Source organism: Homoserinimonas sedimenticola, from assembly GCF_026094475.1.
Classification (GTDB): domain Bacteria; phylum Actinomycetota; class Actinomycetes; order Actinomycetales; family Microbacteriaceae; genus Homoserinimonas; species Homoserinimonas sedimenticola.
The window spans coordinates 1,085,996-1,108,453 of sequence record NZ_JAPELL010000001.1; the positions used below are offsets into that span (position 1 = coordinate 1,085,996).

At 69.0% G+C, this 22,458-nt stretch carries 19 protein-coding genes; 2 read left to right on the forward strand and 17 right to left on the reverse strand.

Annotated features, from left to right (window positions below; genetic code table 11):
* Positions 1-182 precede the first annotated feature (182 nt).
* The 3 genes from OH146_RS05040 to OH146_RS05050 are packed head-to-tail and all read right to left on the reverse strand — an operon-like array spanning position 183 to position 3,038.
* Positions 183-1,271 (reverse strand): FAD-dependent oxidoreductase, encoded by a 1,089-nt coding sequence (locus OH146_RS05040; RefSeq protein ID WP_265158009.1) that lies wholly within the window; start codon positions 1,269-1,271, stop codon positions 183-185.
* On the reverse strand, positions 1,264-1,959 hold the full coding sequence (locus tag OH146_RS05045) for a methyltransferase domain-containing protein (RefSeq protein ID WP_265160660.1): 696 nt from the start codon (positions 1,957-1,959) through the stop codon (positions 1,264-1,266). Before OH146_RS05045 ends, OH146_RS05040 begins: the two co-directional genes overlap by 8 nt.
* Positions 1,959-3,038, reverse strand: coding sequence for a type III polyketide synthase (locus OH146_RS05050; protein ID WP_265158011.1), 1,080 nt, complete (start codon positions 3,036-3,038; stop codon positions 1,959-1,961). The genes OH146_RS05045 and OH146_RS05050 overlap by 1 nt, the downstream gene beginning before the upstream one ends.
* 238 nt (positions 3,039-3,276) lie before the next feature.
* Here OH146_RS05050 and OH146_RS05055 point away from each other — a divergent pair, with 238 nt between their 5' ends.
* Positions 3,277-3,891, forward strand: coding sequence for a PadR family transcriptional regulator (locus OH146_RS05055; protein WP_265158013.1), 615 nt, complete (start codon positions 3,277-3,279; stop codon positions 3,889-3,891).
* Here OH146_RS05055 and OH146_RS05060 read toward each other — a convergent pair.
* The 4 genes from OH146_RS05060 to OH146_RS05075 all read right to left on the reverse strand — a co-directional run bounded on the left by OH146_RS05060 (position 3,888) and on the right by OH146_RS05075 (position 7,765).
* A complete protein-coding gene (locus OH146_RS05060; protein WP_265158015.1) occupies positions 3,888-4,436 on the reverse strand; it encodes a DUF2510 domain-containing protein in 549 nt (182 codons plus the stop codon). The two genes, OH146_RS05055 and OH146_RS05060, sit on opposite strands and share 4 nt — an antisense overlap.
* A gap of 119 nt (positions 4,437-4,555) precedes the next feature.
* Complete coding sequence (locus OH146_RS05065) at positions 4,556-5,365, reverse strand: TrmH family RNA methyltransferase (protein ID WP_265158017.1); 810 nt, start codon at positions 5,363-5,365, stop codon at positions 4,556-4,558.
* 29 nt (positions 5,366-5,394) lie between these two features.
* The gene (locus OH146_RS13900) at positions 5,395-6,114 is read right to left on the reverse strand and encodes a VOC family protein (RefSeq protein WP_265158019.1); all 720 of its coding nucleotides are present in this window, start codon (positions 6,112-6,114) and stop codon (positions 5,395-5,397) included.
* A 178-nt stretch (positions 6,115-6,292) separates the two neighbouring features.
* Positions 6,293-7,765 carry an NAD-dependent succinate-semialdehyde dehydrogenase gene (locus OH146_RS05075; RefSeq protein WP_265158021.1) on the reverse strand — a complete coding sequence of 491 codons (1,473 nt, stop codon included), beginning with the start codon at positions 7,763-7,765 and terminating at the stop codon, positions 6,293-6,295.
* Positions 7,766-7,966: 201 nt separating this feature from the next.
* Between OH146_RS05075 and OH146_RS05080 the strand changes: the two genes are divergently transcribed.
* Positions 7,967-8,992 carry a VOC family protein gene (locus tag OH146_RS05080; protein WP_265158023.1) on the forward strand — a complete coding sequence of 342 codons (1,026 nt, stop codon included), beginning with the start codon at positions 7,967-7,969 and terminating at the stop codon, positions 8,990-8,992.
* A gap of 240 nt (positions 8,993-9,232) precedes the next feature.
* Here OH146_RS05080 and OH146_RS05085 read toward each other — a convergent pair whose 3' ends face one another.
* The 10 genes from OH146_RS05085 to OH146_RS05130 all read right to left on the reverse strand — a co-directional run bounded on the left by OH146_RS05085 (position 9,233) and on the right by OH146_RS05130 (position 22,353).
* Entirely contained in the window at positions 9,233-10,201 is a 969-nt protein-coding gene (locus OH146_RS05085) for a fumarylacetoacetate hydrolase family protein (RefSeq protein ID WP_265158025.1), read from the reverse strand.
* Positions 10,202-10,214: 13 nt separating this feature from the next.
* Positions 10,215-11,354 carry an FAD-dependent monooxygenase gene (locus OH146_RS05090; RefSeq protein WP_265158027.1) on the reverse strand — a complete coding sequence of 380 codons (1,140 nt, stop codon included), beginning with the start codon at positions 11,352-11,354 and terminating at the stop codon, positions 10,215-10,217.
* Positions 11,355-11,367: 13 nt separating this feature from the next.
* Positions 11,368-12,339: a cyclase family protein gene (locus OH146_RS05095; RefSeq protein WP_265158028.1), complete on the reverse strand. Its 972-nt coding sequence runs from the start codon at positions 12,337-12,339 to the stop codon at positions 11,368-11,370.
* A gap of 111 nt (positions 12,340-12,450) precedes the next feature.
* The gene (locus OH146_RS05100; RefSeq protein ID WP_265158030.1) at positions 12,451-13,110 is read right to left on the reverse strand and encodes a CoA transferase subunit B; all 660 of its coding nucleotides are present in this window, start codon (positions 13,108-13,110) and stop codon (positions 12,451-12,453) included.
* A gap of 1 nt (position 13,111) precedes the next feature.
* Positions 13,112-13,894 carry a CoA transferase subunit A gene (locus tag OH146_RS05105; protein WP_265158032.1) on the reverse strand — a complete coding sequence of 261 codons (783 nt, stop codon included), beginning with the start codon at positions 13,892-13,894 and terminating at the stop codon, positions 13,112-13,114.
* An 86-nt stretch (positions 13,895-13,980) separates the two neighbouring features.
* Positions 13,981-14,559 (reverse strand): isochorismatase family protein, encoded by a 579-nt coding sequence (locus tag OH146_RS05110; protein WP_265158034.1) that lies wholly within the window; start codon positions 14,557-14,559, stop codon positions 13,981-13,983.
* A gap of 24 nt (positions 14,560-14,583) precedes the next feature.
* Positions 14,584-16,164 carry a D-alanyl-D-alanine carboxypeptidase gene (locus tag OH146_RS05115; protein ID WP_265158036.1) on the reverse strand — a complete coding sequence of 527 codons (1,581 nt, stop codon included), beginning with the start codon at positions 16,162-16,164 and terminating at the stop codon, positions 14,584-14,586.
* A 42-nt stretch (positions 16,165-16,206) separates the two neighbouring features.
* Positions 16,207-17,211 (reverse strand): Gfo/Idh/MocA family protein, encoded by a 1,005-nt coding sequence (locus tag OH146_RS05120; RefSeq protein ID WP_265158038.1) that lies wholly within the window; start codon positions 17,209-17,211, stop codon positions 16,207-16,209.
* A 66-nt stretch (positions 17,212-17,277) separates the two neighbouring features.
* A complete protein-coding gene (locus OH146_RS05125) occupies positions 17,278-18,108 on the reverse strand; it encodes a hypothetical protein (RefSeq protein WP_265158040.1) in 831 nt (276 codons plus the stop codon).
* 234 nt (positions 18,109-18,342) lie between these two features.
* Positions 18,343-22,353: a beta strand repeat-containing protein gene (locus OH146_RS05130; RefSeq protein WP_265158042.1), complete on the reverse strand. Its 4,011-nt coding sequence runs from the start codon at positions 22,351-22,353 to the stop codon at positions 18,343-18,345.
* Between the last annotated feature and the right edge of the window lie 105 nt (positions 22,354-22,458).

Genomic DNA, 22,458 nt, shown 5'->3' on the forward strand with positions numbered 1-22,458 from the left:
AGAGTCGGTGACGGGAGTGACCGGCGGGACCAGTGTGCCGAGAGTTGCCAGATCGCGGCGGCTGCCGGTACCTGATTCCTGAATGATGAAGTTGCGGGTTCCTGAATGGTGAAGTCGCGGGTTCCTGAATGATGAAATCCGGCGAGCGAGCCGACGCTTTATACATTCCTGAATGATGAAGATCAGAGGGTGCGCATTGTGAAGGCGTCGGCGAGCCGCGGCGCGAAGGGCGGTCGCGCGAGCGCCCGGATCGTGAGCGAGCGGGCGGCGTGCGCGGGACCCGGCAGCGGCCGCCCCATTCCCATATTGAATGCGGCCTGGGCGGATGCTCGGCTCGCCGCTCGCATCCTCTCGGCGTTGTAGCGGCCGAGGTCGCGGTCGCCCGTCAGCACCTCGGCGAGCGCCCGCGCATCCAACCACCCCAGGTTGAGCCCCTGTCCGCCGATCGGGCTGATCTCGTGGGCGGCGTCGCCGAGGAGCACGATGTCGGCGTTCGCGCCCTCCCCCACGACGCGGCGAGAGAGGTGCTGTCGCGCCGTGAAGGAACTCGCGGTCGTGGCATCCGTGGGCATGTGCAGGCCGGTGCGGGCGGCCACGATCGCGGCAAGCTCGGCGACGGATGCCGCAGGCCGGGGTCGCGGCACGAGAGCAACCCAGCGGCGCCCGGCCCCCGGCAGCGGAAACGACTCCACGACGCCCGCCCGTTCGAAGGAGAGCAGGGCGCTGTCGCCGAGGCCGTCGCCCGCGACATCCGCCATGATGTAGTGGGCGGTGCCACGCCGTGCCACCGAGCCGATTCCGGCTAACTCGCGGATGCTGCTGCCGATGCCGTCCGCGCCGACGATCAGCCGCGCGGTCGGGCCGCGGCGTCCGCTCTCCAGGAGCAGCTCGCGGCCACCGGGCACCCGGCGCAGGCCATGCACGCGCTCCCCCAGCACGAGACCGCCCGGTCGGAGCGTGGCGAGTTGGGCGCGCAGCATCCGTTCGACCTGCTGCTGGGCGAGCGTGTAGACGCCGTCGAGCCGCAACCTGCCGAGTTCGCGCCCATCGGCGAAGGCGGCGCCGTCGTGGAGGGCCCGCCCGTGGGCGGCGACGTCGACGCCCGCTTCGGCGAGCGCCTCGACGGCCGGCGGGTGGATGCCGACGGCGCGGGGTCGCTCGGCGATGCAGTCACGCTCCTCGATCACAACCGCGTCGACACCGCGCTGCGCAAGGAGCACCGCGAGCAGCACGCCGACGGGTCCGCCGCCGACGACGGCGACGTCATGCACGGGCGCGACTCACCCGCATGAGGAGGTAGTGCGCGGGGATGCGGGGGATCACCCGCCAGTCGGTGTCGGCGAGGCGCTCCCGCAGCTCGGCCGCGCGGTGGGCGCGGCGGATCGAGGTGAGCCCGTCGGGGCGGATGAAGGAGCCGCGCAATGCGGGCCACGCGAGCGTCGTGCCGGTGGCGAAGGCGCGGTAGGCGAAGCGGGAGCGTTCGATGTCGGCGTGCACCGTCAGCACGCGCGCCCGGGCGCTCGTTGACGCGAGGAAGCCCTCCAGGTCGTCGACGTGGTGCAGCACGTGGTTGGAGATGACGAAGTCGAACTGCTCGTCGAGCTCCTCCGCGCGGGCCGTCACGAAGCGCACCCCCGGCGAGGCGACGGATGCCGCGAACTCCTGCGCTCGCGGGTCGGGGTCGACCCCCGTCACCTCGAGTCGCAGCCCGTCGCGGGCCGCCCAGCGCGCAAGGGAGCGCGAGAGGTCTCCCCCGCCCGAGCCCACGTCGAGCAGCGTGCGAGTTTCTGTCGCGCTCAGCAGCGGGCGGATGACGTCGCGGTAGGTCGCGCGCCACCCCGAGACGACCGCGTTGACGTAGAGGAAGCGGCGGTAGGTGCGATCGAGGGCGGCGCGGTCGCAGTCGGCGTCGTCCATGAGCTCGGCGAGATGCGTCGAGCGTGTGCTGAGGTCGTGCATCACGTCGCCGAGAACAGGCCCGACTCGACCGTCAGCCCCGGCCCGAACGCCATCGCGCAGACCCGCTCCCCCGGCTGCGCCTCCGCGAGGATGTGCTTGAGCACGAAGAGCACGGTCGCGCTGCTCATGTTGCCGTAGTCGCGGAGCGTGTCGCGCGAGGGCACGAGCTGCTGCTCGCTCAGGTGGAGGGTCTCCTGCACCCGGTCGAGGATGCTGCGGCCGCCCGGATGAATTGCCCAGTGCTGGATGTCTGAGGCGGATGCTCGGGCGAAGAGTGGTTGCAGAGCCCCCTCGATGTACTCGCCGATGATCTTCGGCACGTAGCTGGAGAGCACCATCTCGAAGCCCTCGTCGCCGATCGTCCACGCCATGTCGGCCTCGCCGACCGGGGTGACGACGCTCTCGAAGGCGTCCAGCGAGCATCCGCCGCTCACCGGTTCGGAGGCAACGACGGCCGCTGCCGCGCCGTCGGAGAAGAGGGATGCCGCGACGATCTGGTCGGGGTCGTCGGAGGTGCGCACGTGCAGGGTACACAGCTCGACGCTCACGACCAGCACCACCGCGCCGGGGTCGGCGTCGACCAGCTGCTTGGCCAGCTTGAGCGCCGGCATCGAGGCGTAGCAGCCCATGAAGCCGAGATGGAAGCGCTGCACGCCGGGGCGGAGCTTCAGCTCCCGGGCGATCAGATACTCGGGACCAGGCGCGAAGAAGCCCGTGCAGGAGACGGTGATGACATGCGTGATGCGGTCGCGGTCGATGCCCTCCGTCGCCTTGCGCGCAACCTCGATGTAAAGGCGGCCGGCCTGTTCTGCGTAGATATCGTTGCGCTGCTTGGTGCTGGGCACGAGGAGCCGCCCGCTCTCGGAGTCGAAGAACAGCGGATCCTCGCTCTTCGCCTCCCACGACATCTCGGCGATCGCGCTGTGACGCGTCTCGATCGCCGCGTTGTCGAAGGTCGCGGGAACCAGCCGCTGCGCGAGGCGGCCGAGGCCCGGCTGGGCGGCGAAGACGTCGCGCACGACGTCCTGCTGCAGCACGGTATCGGGCACAAGGGTGTCGAGGGCGATGATTGCAGCCATACCCTGTGTGTACCACCGGGGCGCGGCCGCCGCTCCCAGACCCCGCGTGGGAAATTCAGGAATCCGGGCCGAGATCTCCGATTCCCTGCGTCGGAAATTCAGGAAACGCCGCGCGTTCCACCGCGCTATGTGCGCGCATGAGGAGCTTCGGTGCCGCCATTTCCTGAACTTCCGTGACAGGGGTGCCGCGGATGCGTATGTTGTGTATTCATATACACCGCATGCACAAGGGGGACGGATGTCGGTGCGGATGAGCATCCTCGCGATGCTGGCGCAACAGCCCAGCTACGGCTACCTGCTGCGCGCCGAGTTCGACCGTCGCACGGGCGCGAGCAGACCGCTCAACGTCGGGCAGGTCTACAAGGTGCTCGAGACGCTCGAACGCGACGGCCTTGTCACCCGCAGCGAGCAGACGGATGCTGACGGGCACGTCTTCTACGAGGCATCCGCCGCCGGCCGCGCCGAGGTCGAGCGCTGGCTGTCGAGCGCCGAGCGCCACGACGCTCCGGCCCGCAGCGACCTCGCCATCAAGGTCGCGCTCGCCTCAACCCTCCCCGGCGTCGACATCGAGCGGATGCTCGTGCTGCAGCGCCAGGCGGCGATCGAACGCCTGCAGCAGCTCACGCGCTCCCCCGCGGCCGAGGACGCCGGCCTCGGCCCCCAGCTCGCCGCCGACGCCGTCATCTTCACGGCGGAGATGGAGGTGCGCTGGCTCGACCACGTGACACAGCGCATCCGCTCTGCTCGCGCTGCGGGCGTCACGCTCGACGTGCCCTTCGACACGGAGCCGCCGAAGCGCGGGCGCCCGCGCAGGACGAGCGCGACGCGGGGAGAAACGCCCCCAAACCTCTAATGGGGCATCAGTCCAAGCAGACCGGTCCACCACGCGATCAGGCCGACGAGCAGCACCCCCTGCACGCCGATGAGCACAATCCACCCGCCGCCGCCAGCACCATACGGGCGCAGCGCCGACCAGCGGCCGATGAGGTATCCAAGAGGCGTGAACAGCATCCATAGTGGCGAAGCCGCGTCACGAGCACCACGCTGCCTCAGTGTCTCGCGATCGCGAGCAGCGAGAAGGAAAAGCGCAATCATCCCGCCGATGGGAAGTCCCGTGAGGATGGAGCCCGCGAGCGGTGACGCGAACGAGAACGCCGTCATGACGAAGAGGGAGAGTGAGATCCAGAGGGGAGACAGCGCGATCGCCAGCACAGATCCGTTCGACTCGCGCAGATGGATCGGCCGCGCCAGGTCAGGCCGCTCCCCGCGAAGCAGAAGGCGCTCGGCTGGCGGCGGCGTCGCACGCGTGAACTCGGTCCAGTCAACGCCGTCCCACCAGCGATCGGCCCCCACCGTCGCGACATCCGGATACCAGCCCGGCTCCCTCGCCTCCCCCACACTGCGATCGTAGCCTGCCCACTCGCCGCCCCCCTTCCCGTGTCGGCGCGCCCGAAATAACGGGCGCGGGGAACCGCTAAGGGGTGCGGCGAGCGACCAAGCGCGCAGGGCCGGACGCCCTACTCCACGAGCGCGTACATCGCCACGGCCGACGCCGCCGCCACGTTGAGGCTGTCGATGCCGTGCCGCATGGGGATCTGCACGATCGTGTCGGCCGCCGCGATCGCCTCCGGGGTGAGGCCCTCCCCCTCCGTGCCGAGCACGAGGGCGACCCTCTCCGGTGCGGCCGCTGCGAAGGAGCGCAGCGGCACAGCACTCTCCGCCAGGGCGAGCGCCGCCACGTGAAAGCCGGATGCCGCGAGCACCGCCCTCGTCGACACCCAGTCCCCGACCCGCGTCCACGGCACCTGCAGCACCGTGCCCATGCTCACCCGGATCGCCCGCCGATAGAGGGGGTCGGAGCAGCGCTCCGTCACGAGCACGGCGTCGGCGCCGATGCCGGCGACCGAACGGAAGATCGCGCCCACATTGGTGGGATCAACGACGTTCTCGATGATGACGATGCGCCGAGCATCCGCCAGCAAATCCTCGACGGCGGGAAGGGGCGGCCGCTCAAGCGAGGCGATGAGGCCGCGATGCAGTACGTAGCCGGTCAGCTCGGCGAGGAGGGCGCCGGGGCCGGAGAAGACGTCGACGTTCGGGCCGACGAGCGCGACCGCCTCATCGACCGCACCGCCGAGAGCGAGCACGGCGCGAGGACGGTGACCGGCCTCGAGCGCCCGCTGCAACACGAGCCCGGACTCTGCAATGTAGAGGCCGTGCTCGGCCGCGTCGCCGTTATGTCCCGCCTTCTTGAGCGCGACATCCGTGCGATGGGCGAAGTCGGCGAGACGCGGGTCGTCGAGCGAATCGATCGGGATGACGGGCATCCGGCAATTCTCCCAGGGTGCGCCCGCGGCTACTCTGCCTGAACGATTCCGAAGGTGGCACCGAGCGGGTCTGCGACGACCGCAAAGGGGCGCCCGTCCTCGATGCGGGTCGGTGCTTCGAGGACCGTGCCGCCGTAAGCGACGGTGGCATCAACGGCGGCGTTGAGGTTGGCGACACAGAAATAGGTACGCCAGCCGGGGAGGCTGCCCTCAGGCAGCCGTCGGATGGCGGCGACACGGGAGCCGTCACCCAGGCGGGCCAGCCGGTAGTCGTCGACCGGGCTCGGTTCGCCGACGATCCACCCGAGCGTGTCCGCATAGAAAGCGAAGTTCGCGGTGTCTTCGGCGTAGAGCACGGTCCAGGTGATGTAGCCGGGCTCGGCCCGCGCAACGGGGGCAGCGCCCTCGGGTGCCTGCCACAGGCAGAACCCGGCCCCGCTGGGATCCATCACGAAGGCGAAGGTGCCGATCGATTCCTCTGCGCCGGGAACGGTGAAGGGCTCGGCAAGGATGACCGCCCTGTTCGCCTTGGCGCGGGCGACAGTCTCGGCAAGATCATCGACCGCGAAGTAGGGGTTCCACACTGCGTCGAAGTTGAGACCGTCGACGCCCTGTTGGATGGACGCGACGGGCGACGAGCCCGCCTTGGCGATACTGAGCGCCGCAATCTCTGCCTCGACGGGCGATTCGAAGGTCCAGTCCAACACTGAGGCGTAGAAGTCGAGGGAGGCGGCCGCGTCGGGTGTCACGAGCCCGGCCCATGTGACCGCGCCGTTCTTGTTTGGTGTCCTGTCTACCACTGCTCGTTCCCCTGCCGCGCTTATCCCGGTGCGAGCCTAAACCACCGAGGATCGCTTGTGGCCCGATGTGCCCACCACTGGGGCCGGGCCGCAAGGGCGAGCACAGCGCCTTTCGCGAGGCGAGCGATCAGGCGAAGGGGTCCGGCGTCATCGTGTATTTCGGCGAGAGGTACTCGTGGATGCCCTCGAAGCCGCCCTCGCGGCCGAGGCCGGACTGCTTGACGCCACCGAAGGGAGCGGCTGCGTTGGAGAGCACGCCCACGTTGAGGCCCATCATGCCCGTGTCGAGCGAGTCGATGAGTCGCTGTCCGCGTGCGAGGTCCTTCGTGAAGACGTAGCCGACGAGCCCGTACTCGGTGTCATTGGCTATCCGCACCGCCTCCTCCTCATCGCGGAAGGTCACGATTGAGAGCACCGGCCCGAATATCTCCTCTTTGAGGATGTCACTGCCCGGCTTGACGTCCGTGACGACGGTCGGCTCGAAGAAGGTGCCCTCACCCTCGATGCGGCTGCCGCCGGTGACGAGGGTCGCCCCACGCTCGACAGCATCCGAGACAAGGGCGGATGCCTTGGCCACCGCGTCCTCGTCGATGAGCGGGCCGATCGTGACCCCCTCCTCGGTGCCGCGACCGACCCGGAAGGCCTTGACCTTCTCCGTCACCCGGGCGGCGAACTCCTCGGCGACGGACTCGTGGACGATGAATCGGTTCGCGGCAGTGCACGCCTGCCCGATGTTGCGGAACTTGGCGAGCATGGCGCCCTCAACCGCCTTGTCGAGGTCGGCATCCTCGAACACGAGGAAGGGAGCGTTGCCGCCGAGCTCCATGGAGGTGCGCAGCACCGTGTCGGCCGCCTGCTTCATGAGGGAGACACCGACGGGGGTCGAACCGGTAAAGGAGAGCTTGCGCAGGCGGGGGTCCGCGAGGATCGGCTTCGAGACGGCGCTCGAACTCGAGGAGGTGATGACGTTGACGACGCCCTTCGGAAGCCCCGCCTCCTCCAGCAGTCGCACAACATAGAGGGTCGTCAGCGGCGTCAGCTGGGCAGGCTTGACGACGACCGTGCAGCCAGCGGCAAGGGCTGGCCCGATCTTGCGGGTTGCCATCGCGAGCGGGAAGTTCCACGGCGTGATGAGGTAGCAGGGCCCGACGGGACGCTGCGACACGATCATCCGTCCGGTGCCCTCCGGATTCGTCGCGTAACGACCCGAGATCCGCACCGCCTCCTCGCTGAACCACCGCAGAAATTCGCCGCCGTACGTGACCTCGCCCTGGGCCTCCGCGAGCGGCTTGCCCATCTCAAGCGTCATGAGCAGGGCCACCTCGTCGCGCCGCTCCATCAGCAGGTCGAACGTGCGGCGGAGGATCTCGCCGCGCACCCGGGGAGCCGTCGCTGCCCACTCCGCCTGGGCGTCGGCCGCAGCATCCATCGCCGCCTGCGCGTCCTCCGCGGTGCCATCAGCAATCGACTTGATGACCTCACCGGTTGAGGGATCGCGCACATCGAGGGTCGCCCCACCCGAGGCGGGACGCCATTCACCGCCGATGAAAAGACCATCGGGTACTGACGCGAGAAGGGCCGATTCGGATGCCACGGTCATCATTAGTACTCCACTCGATCGACGTTGCTCAGGGGGCAGAGGAAGTCTCTCACGCGCGCGTGTAGACGGGAGATACCGCATCAGCCGCATGGATGAAACGCATAAGGAGATTCATCTTGTCTTATAACCAGTGAAACTCCGATAGTGGTCTGAGACAACGACGTTCCCGCTGCGGCGGGCCACGAAAGGAAGGTCGCGGCAATGGGACATCTGCTCGCGCACATCGGACATCTTGAAATCACCACGCCCGACGTGGAGGCCTCGGTCGCATTCTACGAGGAGCACCTCGGACTGAAGACGATCGAGCGCAAGGACGGGAAGGCCTACCTCCGCTGCTGGGGTGACTACTACACGTACAGCCTCGTGATCAGCGAAGGCCCCGAGCCCTCCCTCGCCGTCATGGCGTGGCGCACGACGAGCGACGCAGCCCTCGACGAGGCCGTTGCCAACATTGAGGCGCAGGGCATCCAGGGTGAGTGGCGCAACAACGAGCTGCACCACGGCCGCAGCTACCGCTTCACGGGGCCCTACGGCCACACGATGGAGATCTACTGGGAGCAGGAGCGTTATGTCGCCCCCGAGGGCGAGAAGTCGGTCTTCATCGACCGCCCGTCGCGCCGCAGCAACGTCGGCGCCTCGCCGCGATTCCTCGACCACGTCACGATCGCCAGCTCCGACGTCCGCGGCTTCTGTGAGTGGTACAGCAAGACCTTCGGCTTCCGCATCATGGCCTACACGGTGCTCGACGACTTCCCCGTCACGGTGTTCGGCGTGCTCACGACGAACGAGAAGTCGCACGACCTCGGCGTTGTGCTCGACTCCGCGAAGGCCTCGGGCCGCGTGAACCACTACGCGTTCTGGGTCGACACCCGCGAGGACCTCCTCAGCGTGGCCGACATCATGATGGAGCGCGGCACCGGCATCGAGTACGGCCCGAGCATCCACGGTGTCGGCGAGCAGAGCTTCCTCTACTTCCGCGACCCCAGCGGCATGCGCATCGAGGTCAACACGGGCGGGTACCGCAACTACGTGCCCGACTGGGAGCCCAACGACTGGAAGCCCAGCACCGGCTCCAACAACCTCTACCGCAACGGCGCGATGCCGATGTCGATGACCGAGTCGTTCCCGCCCATCGAGGGTGCCGTCTCCGCGACGGAGGAGGGCGTCATCGAGGGCACCGAGGAGGAGCTCATCAAGAACCCCTACGCACAGCAGGGGCGCGGCTAGACGCCGCCGCTGCAAGACCAGGGCCCGCCTCCCGGCACGGAGGCGGGCCCTTTTGCGCGCGAGGGGACGGATGCCGCGGGGCACCTGCCCGGCGAAAGACCGGCCCGGCGGAGAACCGCCCCGCCGCACATCACTGCGGTGTTTTCTGCTCAGCGCGGTGTTTTTAGATCGCGCGGTGAGCAGAAAACACCGCGCTGTTGTATCTACCCGTCGTCGCCCGGTCGAGGGCGTCGGCGTGGGTCAGCGGGAGCGGGCGCGCGAGCGTTGGCGCGCCGCCGGGATGTGCGGCACCTCAACCGGCTCGCCCACGACGTTGCGGATCTCCCCGATACGCTCGACGCGCATGATGACCTCGTCGCCGGGCTGGAGCGGGGGCAACTCGCTGCCACGGCCCCACAGTTCGGCGAGGCATCCGCGGCCCACCGTGCCGGAGCCGAGCACGTCACCGGGCACGACGCGCGAATTGCGCGACGCGTAGGCGACCAGTTCAGCGAAAGGCCATCCCATGTTGGAGAACAGGTCGCGACCCACCTCGACCCCGTTGACCTCGACGCTCATGACGATGGGGAGGAAGCCCTCGTCGTCGTGCAGCTCCTCGAACTCATCGGCCGTGACGATCCAGGGCCCGAGCGTGGTTGCGAAGTCCTTGCCCTTGCACGGCCCCAGGCGCACCTTCATCTCGCGCGCCTGCACATCGCGGGCTGACCAGTCGTTGAAGATCGTGTAGCCGAAGATGTGCGGATGCGCGCCCTCCGGCGAGAGGTTGCGGCCGTCGCTGCCCTCGACCCCGCCTATGACGGCGCCGAGCTCCAGCTCGAAGTCGAGCCGCTGCGAGAGCGGGGGCGTGACGGTCTCCCCCGTCGCCGTGATCATGTGGGGGTTGGTGAAGTAGAACGTCGGGTACTCGTACCACTCGGGCACGACGCCCTCCGAGTTGTCAACCGACTTCACGACGCCCTCGACGTGCTCCTCGAAGGCGACGAAGTCGCGCACGGTTACCGGGTCGAGGGGCGCGCGCAGCGTCACCTCGGCGAGAGGGAGCGCGCCGAGTCGCGCCTCGGCCGTTCGCGCCCCAAGTTCGAGCGCTGCGGCGAGACCGCCGGCCAGCACTTCCGACACCCGTGTGCCGTCGAGGAAGGGAATGACGCTCCCATCGACGACGATCCCCTCGTGATCGCCGGTGTCACCTGTCCAGCGTGCGATGCGCATTCGTCACTCGGCCTTAGGGAGCCGGGATCACGGTCTCAGCGACCGAACGCATGAGGCCCGGCACGTCGGCGTCGCGGTTGTGCTCCAGCTGCCACTTGCCGAGCTGCACGGAAGCCTCGACGATCTTCGTTGCGCGCGGAATACGCCGCTCGTGGAACTCGTCCCACATCGCCTGGCTCACGGTGTCGTGCTTCGTAAGCACGTCGGCGAGCACGAGGCCATCCTCCGCGCCCTGCGCCGCGCCCTGCGCGACGGTGGGCGGGCAGCTGTGAGCGGCGTCGCCGATGATGACGACGCGGCCGCGGTTCCACGGCTCCTCGACGAGGTGCGCCGTGAAGGCCGTGTAGTTGACGTGGCTCGCGTTCTCAGGGGTGAGCTCCTGCACGATCTCCTTCCAGGGGCCGCCGTACTGCGCGGCGATGCCGCGCATGACCTCGACGCCCTCCTGCGGGGAGAGCCCGAAGCGGTCCGTGTAGTCCTCGACGACGTAGGCGTACATCATGTCCTCGCTCGTCGGGCAGTACCCGGCGATGTAGACGGGACCACCGTAGATGAGGTCGGTGTTCGTGACATCCGCAGGCTTCTTGACAAAGGCGCGCCAGATGCCCATACCCGTGCGCTCGGGTTTCGTCTCGATGCCCATGAGAGCACGGATGCCGCTATTGAGGCCGTCTGCGCCGACAAGCAGGTCGTAGCGGGCGGTGGAGCCATCGCCGAGCGTCACATCGACGCCCTCGTCGTCGCTCGTGAAGGATGCGACAGTGGTGCCGAAGTGGACATTCGCGCCGACCTCCTGTGCACGCTCGATGAGGAACTTCGCAAGATCCGGCCGGTACATGCCCACGGTCGCCGGGTAGTCGGGGCCGCCCATGGGAGCGTCGGGAATCTGGGCGACGATCGGCGCCTCGGGACCGGGAGCCCTAATGCCGAGCACATTGAAGGCGTAGCCGGACTCCTTGACCTTCTCCCAGATGCCGAGGCGGTCGAAAACGCGGAGAGCGTTGCCCTGAAGGGTGATGCCGGAACCGAGCGCGGAGATGTCGTCCTTGCTCTCGAAGAGGTCGACATGCACGCCCTGCTCGGCGAGGAGGATGGCGGCCGTCGCGCCGGCGACGCCACCTCCCGCGATGGCGACTCGAGTAACTGCGGTCATGGCTGTGGCCTTTCTATTTGAATGCGAGCGGGTTCACCGGTGAACCCACGGCGCCGGTGATGGGCAGCGGCGGAGCCGCAAGGAAGAACTCGTAGCGCCCGTCGGCGGCGCAGTCGTCGGCGAGGGCCTCAAGATCCCACATCTCGCCGATCGTGAGACCCAGGTGGGGGATCACGACCTGGTGGAGGGGCTGGAAGGCGGGCACGTCGAACTCGTTGGGTCGCACCTCGAAGCCCCAGGTGTCTGTTGCGATCGCAGCGATCTCGGTGCCGTGAAGCCATTCGGCCGTCGTGAGGGAGAGGCCCGCGGAGGGGCCGCCCGCGTACTCGCCCCAGCCCTCGCGCTTGGCACGCGCAAGCCGGCCGGTGCGCACGAGCACGAAGTCACCGCGGCCGACGCTCGCGCCCTGGGCCTCCGCCGTCGCCGTCAGGTGCTCGGCGGTGATGGCAAAGCCGTCCTCGAGCTCGCCGCCGGGCCCAGCGAGGTGCCGCGCGACGTCGAGAAGCACGCCGCGCCCGGCGAGGCGATCAGCCATGTGCTGGATGCCCGTGACGAGGTCACCGTCGCTTGTGACGACCTCCTCGGCCTTACGCCCGTTCCACGCCATCCCGTGGTCGAAGATGTGGCCGAGGCCGTCCCACTGGGTTGAACACTGCAGGGGCATTGCGATGACGTCGTCGGCGCCCCCGATGCCGTGGGGAAAGCCCTGATTGCCGAGGGCCGCATCCGTGCCCGTGTCGAGCATCGTGTGCACGGGGTTCGTGCGGCGACGCCAGCCCTTCTGCGGGCCGTCCATGTCGAAGCTCTGAGAGAGGGAGAAGGTGACGCCGCGCCGGATGAGGCCCGCGGCATCCGCCCGCATCGCGTCATCGACGAAGTTGACCGTGCCCAGCACGTCGTCCTCGCCCCAGCGCCCCACGTTGGAGTGGGCTGCGACAATGCGCGCGATCGTGCCCTCGGGGTCGTTGCGGTCGACGTTGATCATGCTGTGGCACCCCATCTCATCTGCCTTACGACGCTGTGCAGACGATCCCATCCTGACGGATGCGGGGCTATCAGCAAAGATGGGGTTCGTGATGAACCCCATCACCGCTGTTTATGAAGCGAGCATGACGCGCGGCTCCTGGGGAACCGAGAGCGGAGCATCCGTCGCGGCGACGACGTCCTCGACACTCACGCCGGGAGCGAGCTCGCGCAGCACGAGGCCCTCCTCCGTCACGTCGATGACGGCGAGGTCCGTGATGATGCGGTTGACCGAACCCTTACCCGTGAGCGGCAGGGTGCAGTCGCGCACGACCTTGGCGCTGCCGTCCTTCGCCACATGCTCCATGAGCACGATGACGCGGTCGGCGCCGTTGACAAGGTCCATCGCGCCGCCCATGCCCTTGACCATCTTGCCGGGCACTGCCCAGTTGGCGATGTCGCCCTTCTCGGAGACCTGCATGGCACCGAGCACAGCGGAGGCGATGGCGCCGCCACGGATCATTGCGAAGCTCTGGGCGGAATCGAAGAAGGATGCGCCGGGAAGAGTCGTCACCGTCTCCTTGCCCGCGTTGATGAGCTTCGGGTCCTCCTCGCCGCGCCACGGGTACGGGCCGACGCCGAGGATGCCGTTCTCCGAGTGGAGCACGATCGTCTTGTCGGCGGGAATGTGGTTCGGGATCATCGTCGGGAGCCCGATGCCGAGGTTGACGTACGAGCCATCGGCGAGCTCCTGCGCGGCGCGTGCCGCCATCTGGTCACGAGTCAGGGCCATTTCAGTTCTCCTCCTGGCGGTCGCGCACGGTGACCTTCTCGATGGGCAGGTCGTTCGCCTGCTCGGGGGTGAGCGGCACCACAAGGTCCACGAAGATGCCGGAGAGGTGCACGTCATCGGGGTCGATGTCACCCGGCTCGACGAGCTCATCGACCTCGGCGATCGTGAAGCGGCCCGACATCGCGGCGAGCGGGTTGAAGTTGCGGGTCGACTTCTCGAAGACGAGATTGCCGTGCCGGTCGCCCTTGGCGGCGCGCACGAGAGCGAAGTCGGTGCGGATGCCCTGCTCGAGCACATACTCCCGCTCGGTGCCGAGCGAATCGAGCATCCGGGTCTCCTTGGGGGGTGACTTCTTGATGACGTTGCCCTCGCTGTCATAGAGCCAGGGCAGGCCTCCCTCGGAGACGGCCGTGCCGACTCCCGTCGCCGTGAAGAAGGCGGGAATGCCCGCGCCGCCCGCACGCAGCCGCTCGGCGAGCGTGCCCTGCGGCGTCAACTCGACCTCGATCTCGCCGCTCAGATACTGGCGGCCGAACTCCTTGTTCTCGCCAATGTAGGAGGCGATTACGCGGCGGATGCGCTTGTTGCTGAGCAGCTCGCCAAGGCCCCAGCCATCAACGCCGCAGTTGTTGGAGACGACCTCGAGGCCGCCGGTGCCCTGGTCGCGCAGTGCCGTGATGAGAGCCATGGGTACTCCGCTGAGTCCAAAGCCACCCACGGCGAGCGAGGAGCCCTCCGTGATGCGGGAAACGGCCTCCGCTGCGGAGGCGCAGGTCTTGTCCATCGGTCGTGGATCCTTTCCGACGCCATCGTCGACGTCTGTGAAGCGTGGGTGGAACTCGGCCACCGAAACTCGGTGGTGCGGCCGGGTCAGGAAGCGCGCACCTCGACTCCCAGCTGCTCGAGGGCGGCCAGTGCTGCCGCGCTCGACTCGGGGGCGACGCCGGCGACAAGATCCGTGAGCACGCGCACACGCAACCCTGCCCCGACCGCGTCCTTCGCCGAAGCGAGCACGCAGTAGTCGGTTGCGATGCCCACGACGTCGACCTCGGTCACGTCACGGGCGGCGAGCGCCTCGGGCACCGTCTCGCCCGCATCCGTCGTCCCCTCGAAGATCGAGTAGGCCGGCACTCCCTGCCCCTTGCGCACGTGCACGGTGACCGGTGTCGTGTCGAGCTGCGGGTGGTACTCAGCACCCCGCGTATCGGCCACGCAGTGAACCGGCCAGGTCGTCACGAAGTCGGGCGAAGCATCCGTCGCAAAGTGGCCGCCGTTGTCGCCGGCGGCGTCATGCCAATCGCGCGAGGCGAATACCTCGTCGTAGCGCCCGGGATTCTCGGCGAGGTGATGCGAGATGCCGGCAGCGACGGCGGCACCGCCCTCGACGCCGAGCGCCCCACCCTCGGTGAAGTCGTTCTGCACGTCGATAATGAACAGTGCGCGAGCCATGACACCATCCTATTGGGAGCGGACTCAGCCTCCCGACGGCGCCTTGCCTGCCGCGAGGTTGTCGCCGCAGGCGTGGGCGGCAACGACGAAAGACTCCAGGGCGAGACCCGTCGCGCTCGTGACATCCCCTATCGACTGCAGCGAGAGCGCGAGGATGGTGCCGTCGGCGGCCGTCAGCAGGCCACCGAGCGACGTCGCCGACTCCCCCGCAGCACCGATCCCGCCGAAAACGGAGTGCACCGTCGCGAAATCGCCGCTGAAGCGGTGCAGGAGCGGACCCGAGACGCCCGCGACCGGGAGCCCCAGGTGGATGTAGCGCAGCGTGGCATCCCCGCTGACCGCGACCGAGAGAAGCCGAGCGACGTACTCGGGGGCGACCGCCGAGGCGGGGTTGAGGCCCGAGCCGTCGGCCGCGACGATGCCCGATGCGGGAATGCCGTACTGACTGAGCACCGACTCATACAGCTGCTGGAGGGATGCCGCGGAGCCGTCGTTGCCGACGCGCGCCGACGAGAGCCGCGCCAGCATGTCGGCGAGCGTGTGGTCATTCAGATGAAGCATCTGCTGCACGAGCACCGAGACGGGCTGCGAGTAGACCTCGGCCAGGAGGGGCCGATCGGTGATGGCTGACCCCTGAGTGACGCGCGGCGCTGAGGGCAGGTCTAGGGCCGTGACGAATGCCGCCGTCGCGGCGCCCGCAGGATCCTCGCTGCGCGGACTCGTCACGAGGGTCGCGTCCTGGCGATCCCCATCGACCATGAGCGGAACGATCCGCGCCTGCGTCCCCGTTGTTCGCTCCTCGGCGGGCCATGCCGGGTCCCAGGCGTCGCTGGCGCCCCACAGGCGCGTGTCCACGACGACCTCCGTGATCTCCCAGTCGGGCCCCGAGTCGCCGCGAGCGAAGGGGTTCCAGAACCACGCATCATCCGTGTCGTCGCCGTCGTCGCTGCGCCGGGCGCCATCATCGTCGTCGTCGCCGGACTCGCCCGGGTAGAGCCGGTCGAGGGATGCCTTCGTCTGGGCGGCGAGGTCGCTCAGCTTGGGAGCGCCGGGATACACGCTCTCGGCCCCGGCAGGCACGGCGCTCAGCGTCGCATCGCCGCCGGCCTGGAGGACGATCGTTCCGGCGACGCTGCCCTCGTATACGCGGGTCGGGATGCGCGTCTCGGGCCCCAGCACGTGCAGGGCCACGGCGGCGGTCATGAGCTTGTGCAGGCTCAGCGCCGACACCGGCTTGTCTGCACCGCCACGGGCGTAGAGCTGCTCCCCCGTCGCGACATTGACGACCGATGCCGAGAGCTCCGCGAAGGCCGGATCGCTCGCGTCGACGACGCAGCTGCGCGCACGGGCAGGCGCGGCCGCCACCTCGGGCACGATACGGGGCTCCAGCTCCTCGGCGGTAGCGGCCGTGACGGATGCCACCGGCCCCCGACTGGCCGAAGCCCCCGCCGCCACGGCCCCCGCCCCCAGTGCGGCGACGACGAGCACGGCGCCAGCGACGAGTACGGCACGGGGACGCGAAACGAGCCATTCGGAGACGCGCGAGCGGGCAGAACCCGTCGCATCGGCCCCGCCGGGCTGCGAGGGGGTCTCCTGCGAATTCACCCGCTCATAGTAGTGGGCCACCTCCGCTGAGCGTGAACGGATCTAGTCGCGGGCATCCATCGGATAGACGAGCCCGATACGCTCGCGGATCGCATCCAGCGTCTGCATGATGTTGACGGACTCCTCGGGCGAAATGATCTCGGACTCGCTCCGACCCTCGCTGACGAGACGCTCCATCTCCCACGCCTGCCACTGCATTCCGCGGCTGCCCTCGGCCGAGGTGTCACCCTGCCCCGCCTCATGCCGCTCGACGATCGCGCCCGTCGAGTCGTAGCGCGTGAAGGCGCTCGGTGTGTACCAGACCGACTCGATCTCGATGCGCCCGAGGGTGCCGATGACGCTCGCCCGGTTGGGGCCGAGCGTGTCGAGCGCCGTCTGCAGCACCGCACGGCGGTCGCCCCCGAACTCGAGAATGATGGCCGTCTGCCGGTCCACGCCCGTCGCCGTGAAGGTCGCGCTCGCGTGGATTCCGCTCGGCGCGCCGAAGAGATCGTGGGCGAAGGACACGGGATAGATACCCAGATCGAGGAGGGCGCCGCCGCCGAGTGCCGGGTCCTGCAGTCGGTGGCTCGGGTCGGAGGGCAGCAGCTGGGTGTGATCCGCGAGCAGCGTGACGACCTCACCGAGCTCACCCGAGGCGATGATCTCGCGGATGCGCACCATGTGGGGCAGGAACCGCGTCCACATGGCCTCCAGCACGACGAGGCCCCGTTCCCTAGCGCGATCGACGACGGCACGAGCATCCGCCGCCGTCACAGTGAAGGGCTTCTCGAGGAGCACGTGCTTGCCCGCGTCGAGTGCGAGCAGTGCCCCCGAGACGTGGAACGGATGCGGCGTGGCGACGTAGATGACGTCGACGTCGGGATCCGCGACGAGAGCCTCATAGGAGCCGTGCGCTGTCGGGATTCCGAACTCCTCGGCGAACGCCCGGGCAGACTCCTGCCGACGGGAACCGACCGCCGTCACGGTGAAGCCGTTGGCGAGGAGGTCGCGCGTCTGCGCCCTCGCGATGCCGCCCGGTCCGAGGATTCCCCAGCGCAGTGCCATGGCCACTCCCATTCCGCCCCCCGGTGGGAGCACACGGGCAAGGCTAGTACTGGGGAGCGGCGAGGTTCAGCAGCTGGCCCAGCGCGCGGCCGCGCGGACGAAGTTCGGCGCCTCGTTGAAGGTCGTGCCGACACCGCCGTGCGTCGCGGCGAAGTAGACGCACACGCCCGCGACGGCACCCGGGTAATCCGGCTTGTAGAGGGACTCCCGGTGCGCTGAGGACTCCCACCATTTGTCGGCGACGGATGAGCCCGTGTCACCGCTACCGCCCGCAAGGTTGCCGTCGCAGCCGACGCTCGGAACGCCGTCGCTGCGCACGGAGCCCAGGTGGCCCCACGCGCTCAGCGGGTCGTCGCTCGGGTCCTCGGCCATCCAGATGAGGCGGTCCTCCATGCAGGAGTCGTAGCGGAAGTTGGCGGCTGGCACGGGCTGGAGGCAGTTGGCGACGCGGATTGCGTTGTAGCGCTCGGCGAAGGTGGCAAGGTCGCTTGTCGTGGTCCCCGTGATGACGCCGCCGGCTGCGCTTCTGCCGGGGGCCGTCGCGTGCGTCCCTTCGGCAGCCGTCGGGCAGGCGAGCCCGACCTCCTCGATGGCGTTGCGCCGCTGCTCCGCCGCGGCCTCGATCTCAGGCAGGGGGCGCTGGGCGAGGTGCTCGGAATCAGCCGTGAGCTCGGCGGCGGGGCGGGCGGATGTCACGGCTCCCCCAGCGCCGACACCCTCGCCCGACTCTGCAAGGGCCTGGGCGGTGGCCGGGTCGGTCGCGAAGGTCGGGACCTGCACGACGCCCGCCTCTGCACGGGTGGCGGAGAAGATCGAGGGGCCGCTGCCTCCCACGAAGGGAAGCGCGACGGTCAGGATGACGCTGAAGGCGGCGACGAGAGTCGCGGATCGCTTCATGTTCCCGTCCCCTCACGGTCCCGTGTACCCCACTAGCGCCCTGCGGCGCTGGCTCGACTCTAGGTCGACCCGGGGTACGACTCAAGAGAATCGGGGTACAAGAAGCGGGAATGTGCCCTATATTGGGGCAGATTCGGGGTACAGAATGACTAACGAGGCTAGGCGGCGTGCCGAAAGAGCCCCCCAGTTTGTCCCCCAAATTGCCGACAGGGGGCGTCGGAGAACGTCGGGCGACTACGCCACGGACGGCCGTGAGCGACGGCGGGCCCGCGCCACCCAGAAGGCCAGGGTGCCCAGCAGAAGCAGCCCGACAGCCACCGCGGCGAGAGGCGAAGCATCCGCCCCCGTTACGACGAGCGCGCCGCCAGCCGCCGCAGCCGCAACAGTGAGCGTGACAGTGCTCGAATCGCTGCCGAGGGCGTTGGACGCACTCAGCGGAAGCGCGAACGTGCCCGACGTCGTCGGCGTGCCCGAGATCGTGCCCGTGCCGTCACCGTTATCGACGAACGACAGTCCAGCCGGCAGGCCTGCGAGTGCGAGCGTCGGGACGGGGTAGCCGATCGCATCGACCGTGAGCGACACCCGCTCCCCCTCCGTCGCCGAGAGACGCATTGCGGATGCCACGCCGGGGGCCTCGAGCACCGTGAACGTCAGCGTCTGCTGAGCCGGAGCCTTCGCGATCGCCGCCAGCGCCGTCCCGGCGAAGGATGCCGGGGCCGGCTGCACAGCGCCCAGGACGACCGTGTAGACGCCGCCCGCGCCCCGAGCCGGGGTGCCCGAGATCGTGGCCGTACCGTCACCGTTGTCGATCAGCAGGAGCCCCTCCGGCAGCGACCCGACGATGACCGCGAGCGAAGGAGCCGGGTAGCCGAGGGTCGAGATCGTGATCGACACGGGCGCGCCCGCCGTCACCTCCGACTCGGCGGGAGAGGTGAAGCTCGCGTCCTCGTTGACCATCAACTCGACCGACAGCGTCTGCGTGCCGAAGGCGTTCGTCGCCTCGACCGTCATCGTGTAGACACCGCCCGAGCCGGGCAGGGGTGCACCCTCCAGATGCCCCTCGGAGCTCAGGCTCATGCCAGCAGGCAGCCCTCCGCCGACGAGCGAGAACACGGGGGCCGGGAAGCCCGCCCCCGCGAGGGAGAGCGACCCCGAACCGTCAACCTGGAGCCGCACAGGACCCGTGCCGCCCGTCGTGATGACAGGCGCCTCCGTGACCGTCAGGGTGAACTCCTGCCGCGATTCGCCCAGCGCGTTGCTCGCGACGATCGAGAACTCGTGCGTACCGCCCGTGCCGGCCGCCGCAGTCCCCTGCAGGGTCGCGGTCCCGTCTCCGTTGTCGACGAAGGTGACCCCGTCGGGGAGTGTCCCCTCGACCGAGAGGCCGGGTGCCGGGAAGCCTGCCGTCGAGATGCTCGCCGAACCCGGCTCGCCCGCCGCGAATGTTGCACTCGGCGCGCTTGTCACGGCAGGGGCATCCGTCACCGTCACGGTGAAGCCGGCCGTGTCGGCGCCCCACTCGTTGGTGGCCCCGACGGTCACGGGCGTGACGCCGGTCTGAGTCGGGGTCCCCGTGATGCGGCCGGCGGCATCCACCGAGACACCCTGCACGATCGTCCCGGCCGCGAAGACCGGGGCCGGATGGCCGGATGCCTCGAGCTGGAGGTCTACGGGCACGCCGAGACGGAAGGTCTGGGCGGAAGGCTCGGAGACGACGGGGGCCGCCCCGACGATGACGGACAGGTCCGCCGTGGCGGGGGCGAGTTCTGCCACGGGGCTCGTCGCGACGATGGTGACCTCGTGGACGCCGTGGCTTCCCGTCGCAGGGGCTCCCGTGATGGTCGCCGTGCCGTCGCCGTTGTCGACGAGTGCGAGACCACTCGGCAGCGTGCTGCCGTTCTGCAGCGCGAAGCTCGGGGCCGGGTACCCGGTCGAGGTGATCGTGAATGCACCCCCGACCAGAGCGTCGCCCTCGTAGGCGTCGAGCGTCGCGGGTGCCGTGACGGTGGGGGCTTCCTCGACCGTGAGACTGATCAGCTGCTGCGACGTTCCCGCACTATTCGTCGCGTCGATACGGATGCTGTACTCACCCCCCGTGCCCGGCGCGGGGCTCCCCGAGATGCTGCCGTCCGCAGCGAGCGTGAGCCCCGAGGGGAGCGGGGTCGCAAGAGAGAAGGTGGGCGCTGGGTAGCCGATGGCGGTGGCCCTCAGGTCGGCATTCGTGCCCACCCGAGTCGTCCACTCGTCTGTGCTCGTGAAGATCGGCGAGAGCAGCACCTCGAAGGAGAGGGTTGCGCTGGCGCTGCCGTGAGCATTCGTCGCCGTCACCGTGAGCTCGTGGGCGCCCGCTCCCGCGGTCGGCGTGCCCGACAGCACGCCCGCGGACGACAGCGTGAGCCCCGCCGGCAGTGTGCCCTCCGTGACCGTGACGCTCGGCGCGGGGAAGCCGCCCAGCACGAGCGAGGCGCTCCCGGCGCTGCCCACCGTGAAGGTCGTCGCCGTGGGCGCCGTAAGCGAAGGCGCCTCACCGATCACGAGCGTGAACGTCTGCTCAGTGGAGCCGGCCGAGTTCTGGGCGCGCAGGCGCACGGTGTGCTCGCCACCCGTCCCCGCGGCAGGGGTGCCCGAAAGGGTGCCGTCGGAGCCGATGCTGATGCCAGTCGGCAGCGGATCGAGCGCGGTGAAGGATGCGACGGGGTATCCCGCGGCGGTCGCGGTGAAGTCCACCGGCTCGCCGACGACCAGCTCAACCTCGTTCTCACTCGTGAAGCTGGGCGCGACGGTCACAACGAACGACAGGGCCATGCTTGTGGTGCCGTGGGCGTTGCTCGCGGCGACCGTGACGGTGTGCGCCCCAGCCCCGGAGGTCGGCGTGCCGGAGAGCACGCCTGCCGAGGAGAGTGTCAGTCCCGACGGGAGCTCGCCATCCGTCAGCGTCACGGTCGGCGCAGGGTAGCCCCCCACCGCGAGCGCGGCGCTGCCCTCGCTACCGATCGTGAAGGAGGGCGTGCCCGTGACGCCCAGCGTCGGCGCCTCCGTGACGGTCAAGGTGAAGGAGCTTGCCACCTGCCCGGCCACGTTGCTGGCCCGCAGGGTGACGCCGTAGAGGCCGCCCGTGCCCGCCGCCGGCGTTCCCGAGATGACACCGGCGCTCGACATTGTGAGCCCAGAGGGCAGGTTGTGTGCCGTGAAGGTGGGAGTCGGCACGCCCGTTGCGGTCGCTGAGCTCGACGCTGCCGTGCCCACGTGGTACGAGGCATCCGGAAGCTCAGTTATGACGGGCGGAACCGCGCGGGTGTAGGTCACGGTGCGCGCATAACCGGCCCTGCTCTCCTGCCCCCAGCCGTCGATGAAGACACCGGCGCCAACCCCCAGCTGCACGATGCCCGAATCGGTGAGAGGGCCGACCGTCACCGTGTAGGTGTTGCCGGACTGTTGGAAGTTCGAGATGACCGCGCCCTCGGCCGTGCTCCCGGCCAGGGTGAGATCGCTCGGGTCGAAGCCGCTCGCCGCGACGACGCGGCCCTCCGAGGCGAAGTGGATCGTGTAGTCGATGGAACGCTCGCCCTCCGACATGATGCTCGTGCTCGGGGTCGTGATGACGGGAGACGGCGCCGCAGGAGCCGCCCCGCCCGTCGGCGTCGCACGAATGACCTTGAGCACGGTCGAGAGGGAACCCACCGGATCGTGACTCTGCGGGTACATGATCATGACGCTGAGCGCCGTGACGCGCGTGAAGTCCGGCTGCGGCTCGAAGCACGGCGGTCCGTCGACGCAGCGGAAGTTCAAGACGACGTTGAAGGCGCTCGTGTTGGCGATGCCCGTGTTGTAGGTGCCCGTGACGCCGTTCGCATCCGTGATGCTGGCGGTGACCGACATCGCCGTCTCGCCGTCCATCTGCACAGGCGTGCGCGAGATGTTGTCGAACTCGAAGAAGAGCTGGGTGTTGTTGCCGCCCGCCGTGAGGTCACTCTGCGGGAAGGAGTAGCTGAGCCGCACTCCCCCGACGCCATTACCATTGCCGTTCGCCGTGATGAAGGCAGCGCCGTTCGACTCACTGAAGGTGCCCGACGACGTCGTCGAATTGGCCCCAGGGAGACCTGTGACGACGCGGGTGCCGTGCACCGTGCCGTCGAAGCCATCGATGATGACCGGCTGCCCATTGACGACCACGGCCGAGGCGCGGATAGGCGCCAGGGCGACGCCGGATGCCGCGAGCACAAGCGCCGCTATGGCGGCAGTCACTCTCCTCCCCCGGGCAAAAAGGTTCGAAGACGACAGGGATGACGTGCGCGCGCGTGAATACAAGGGAAAGCCTCGGGTGTGGGTGATGCCGGTCGGGTACGGGCA

Coding starts and splice junctions, on each gene's coding strand:
- OH146_RS05080 (WP_265158023.1), top strand. CDS start 7,967: ATGGGACATCTGCTCGCGCACATCGGACATCTTGAAATCACCACGCCC.
- OH146_RS05065 (WP_265158017.1), bottom strand. CDS start 5,365: ATGCCCGTCATCCCGATCGATTCGCTCGACGACCCGCGTCTCGCCGAC.
- OH146_RS05110 (WP_265158034.1), bottom strand. CDS start 14,559: ATGGCTCGCGCACTGTTCATTATCGACGTGCAGAACGACTTCACCGAG.
- OH146_RS05085 (WP_265158025.1), bottom strand. CDS start 10,201: ATGCGCATCGCACGCTGGACAGGTGACACCGGCGATCACGAGGGGATC.
- OH146_RS05075 (WP_265158021.1), bottom strand. CDS start 7,765: ATGACCGTGGCATCCGAATCGGCCCTTCTCGCGTCAGTACCCGATGGT.
- OH146_RS05105 (WP_265158032.1), bottom strand. CDS start 13,894: ATGGACAAGACCTGCGCCTCCGCAGCGGAGGCCGTTTCCCGCATCACG.
- OH146_RS05095 (WP_265158028.1), bottom strand. CDS start 12,339: ATGATCAACGTCGACCGCAACGACCCCGAGGGCACGATCGCGCGCATT.
- OH146_RS05055 (WP_265158013.1), top strand. CDS start 3,277: ATGTCGGTGCGGATGAGCATCCTCGCGATGCTGGCGCAACAGCCCAGC.
- OH146_RS05090 (WP_265158027.1), bottom strand. CDS start 11,354: ATGACCGCAGTTACTCGAGTCGCCATCGCGGGAGGTGGCGTCGCCGGC.
- OH146_RS05050 (WP_265158011.1), bottom strand. CDS start 3,038: ATGGCTGCAATCATCGCCCTCGACACCCTTGTGCCCGATACCGTGCTG.
- OH146_RS05045 (WP_265160660.1), bottom strand. CDS start 1,959: ATGCACGACCTCAGCACACGCTCGACGCATCTCGCCGAGCTCATGGAC.
- OH146_RS05100 (WP_265158030.1), bottom strand. CDS start 13,110: ATGGCCCTGACTCGTGACCAGATGGCGGCACGCGCCGCGCAGGAGCTC.
- OH146_RS05120 (WP_265158038.1), bottom strand. CDS start 17,211: ATGGCACTGCGCTGGGGAATCCTCGGACCGGGCGGCATCGCGAGGGCG.
- OH146_RS05125 (WP_265158040.1), bottom strand. CDS start 18,108: ATGAAGCGATCCGCGACTCTCGTCGCCGCCTTCAGCGTCATCCTGACC.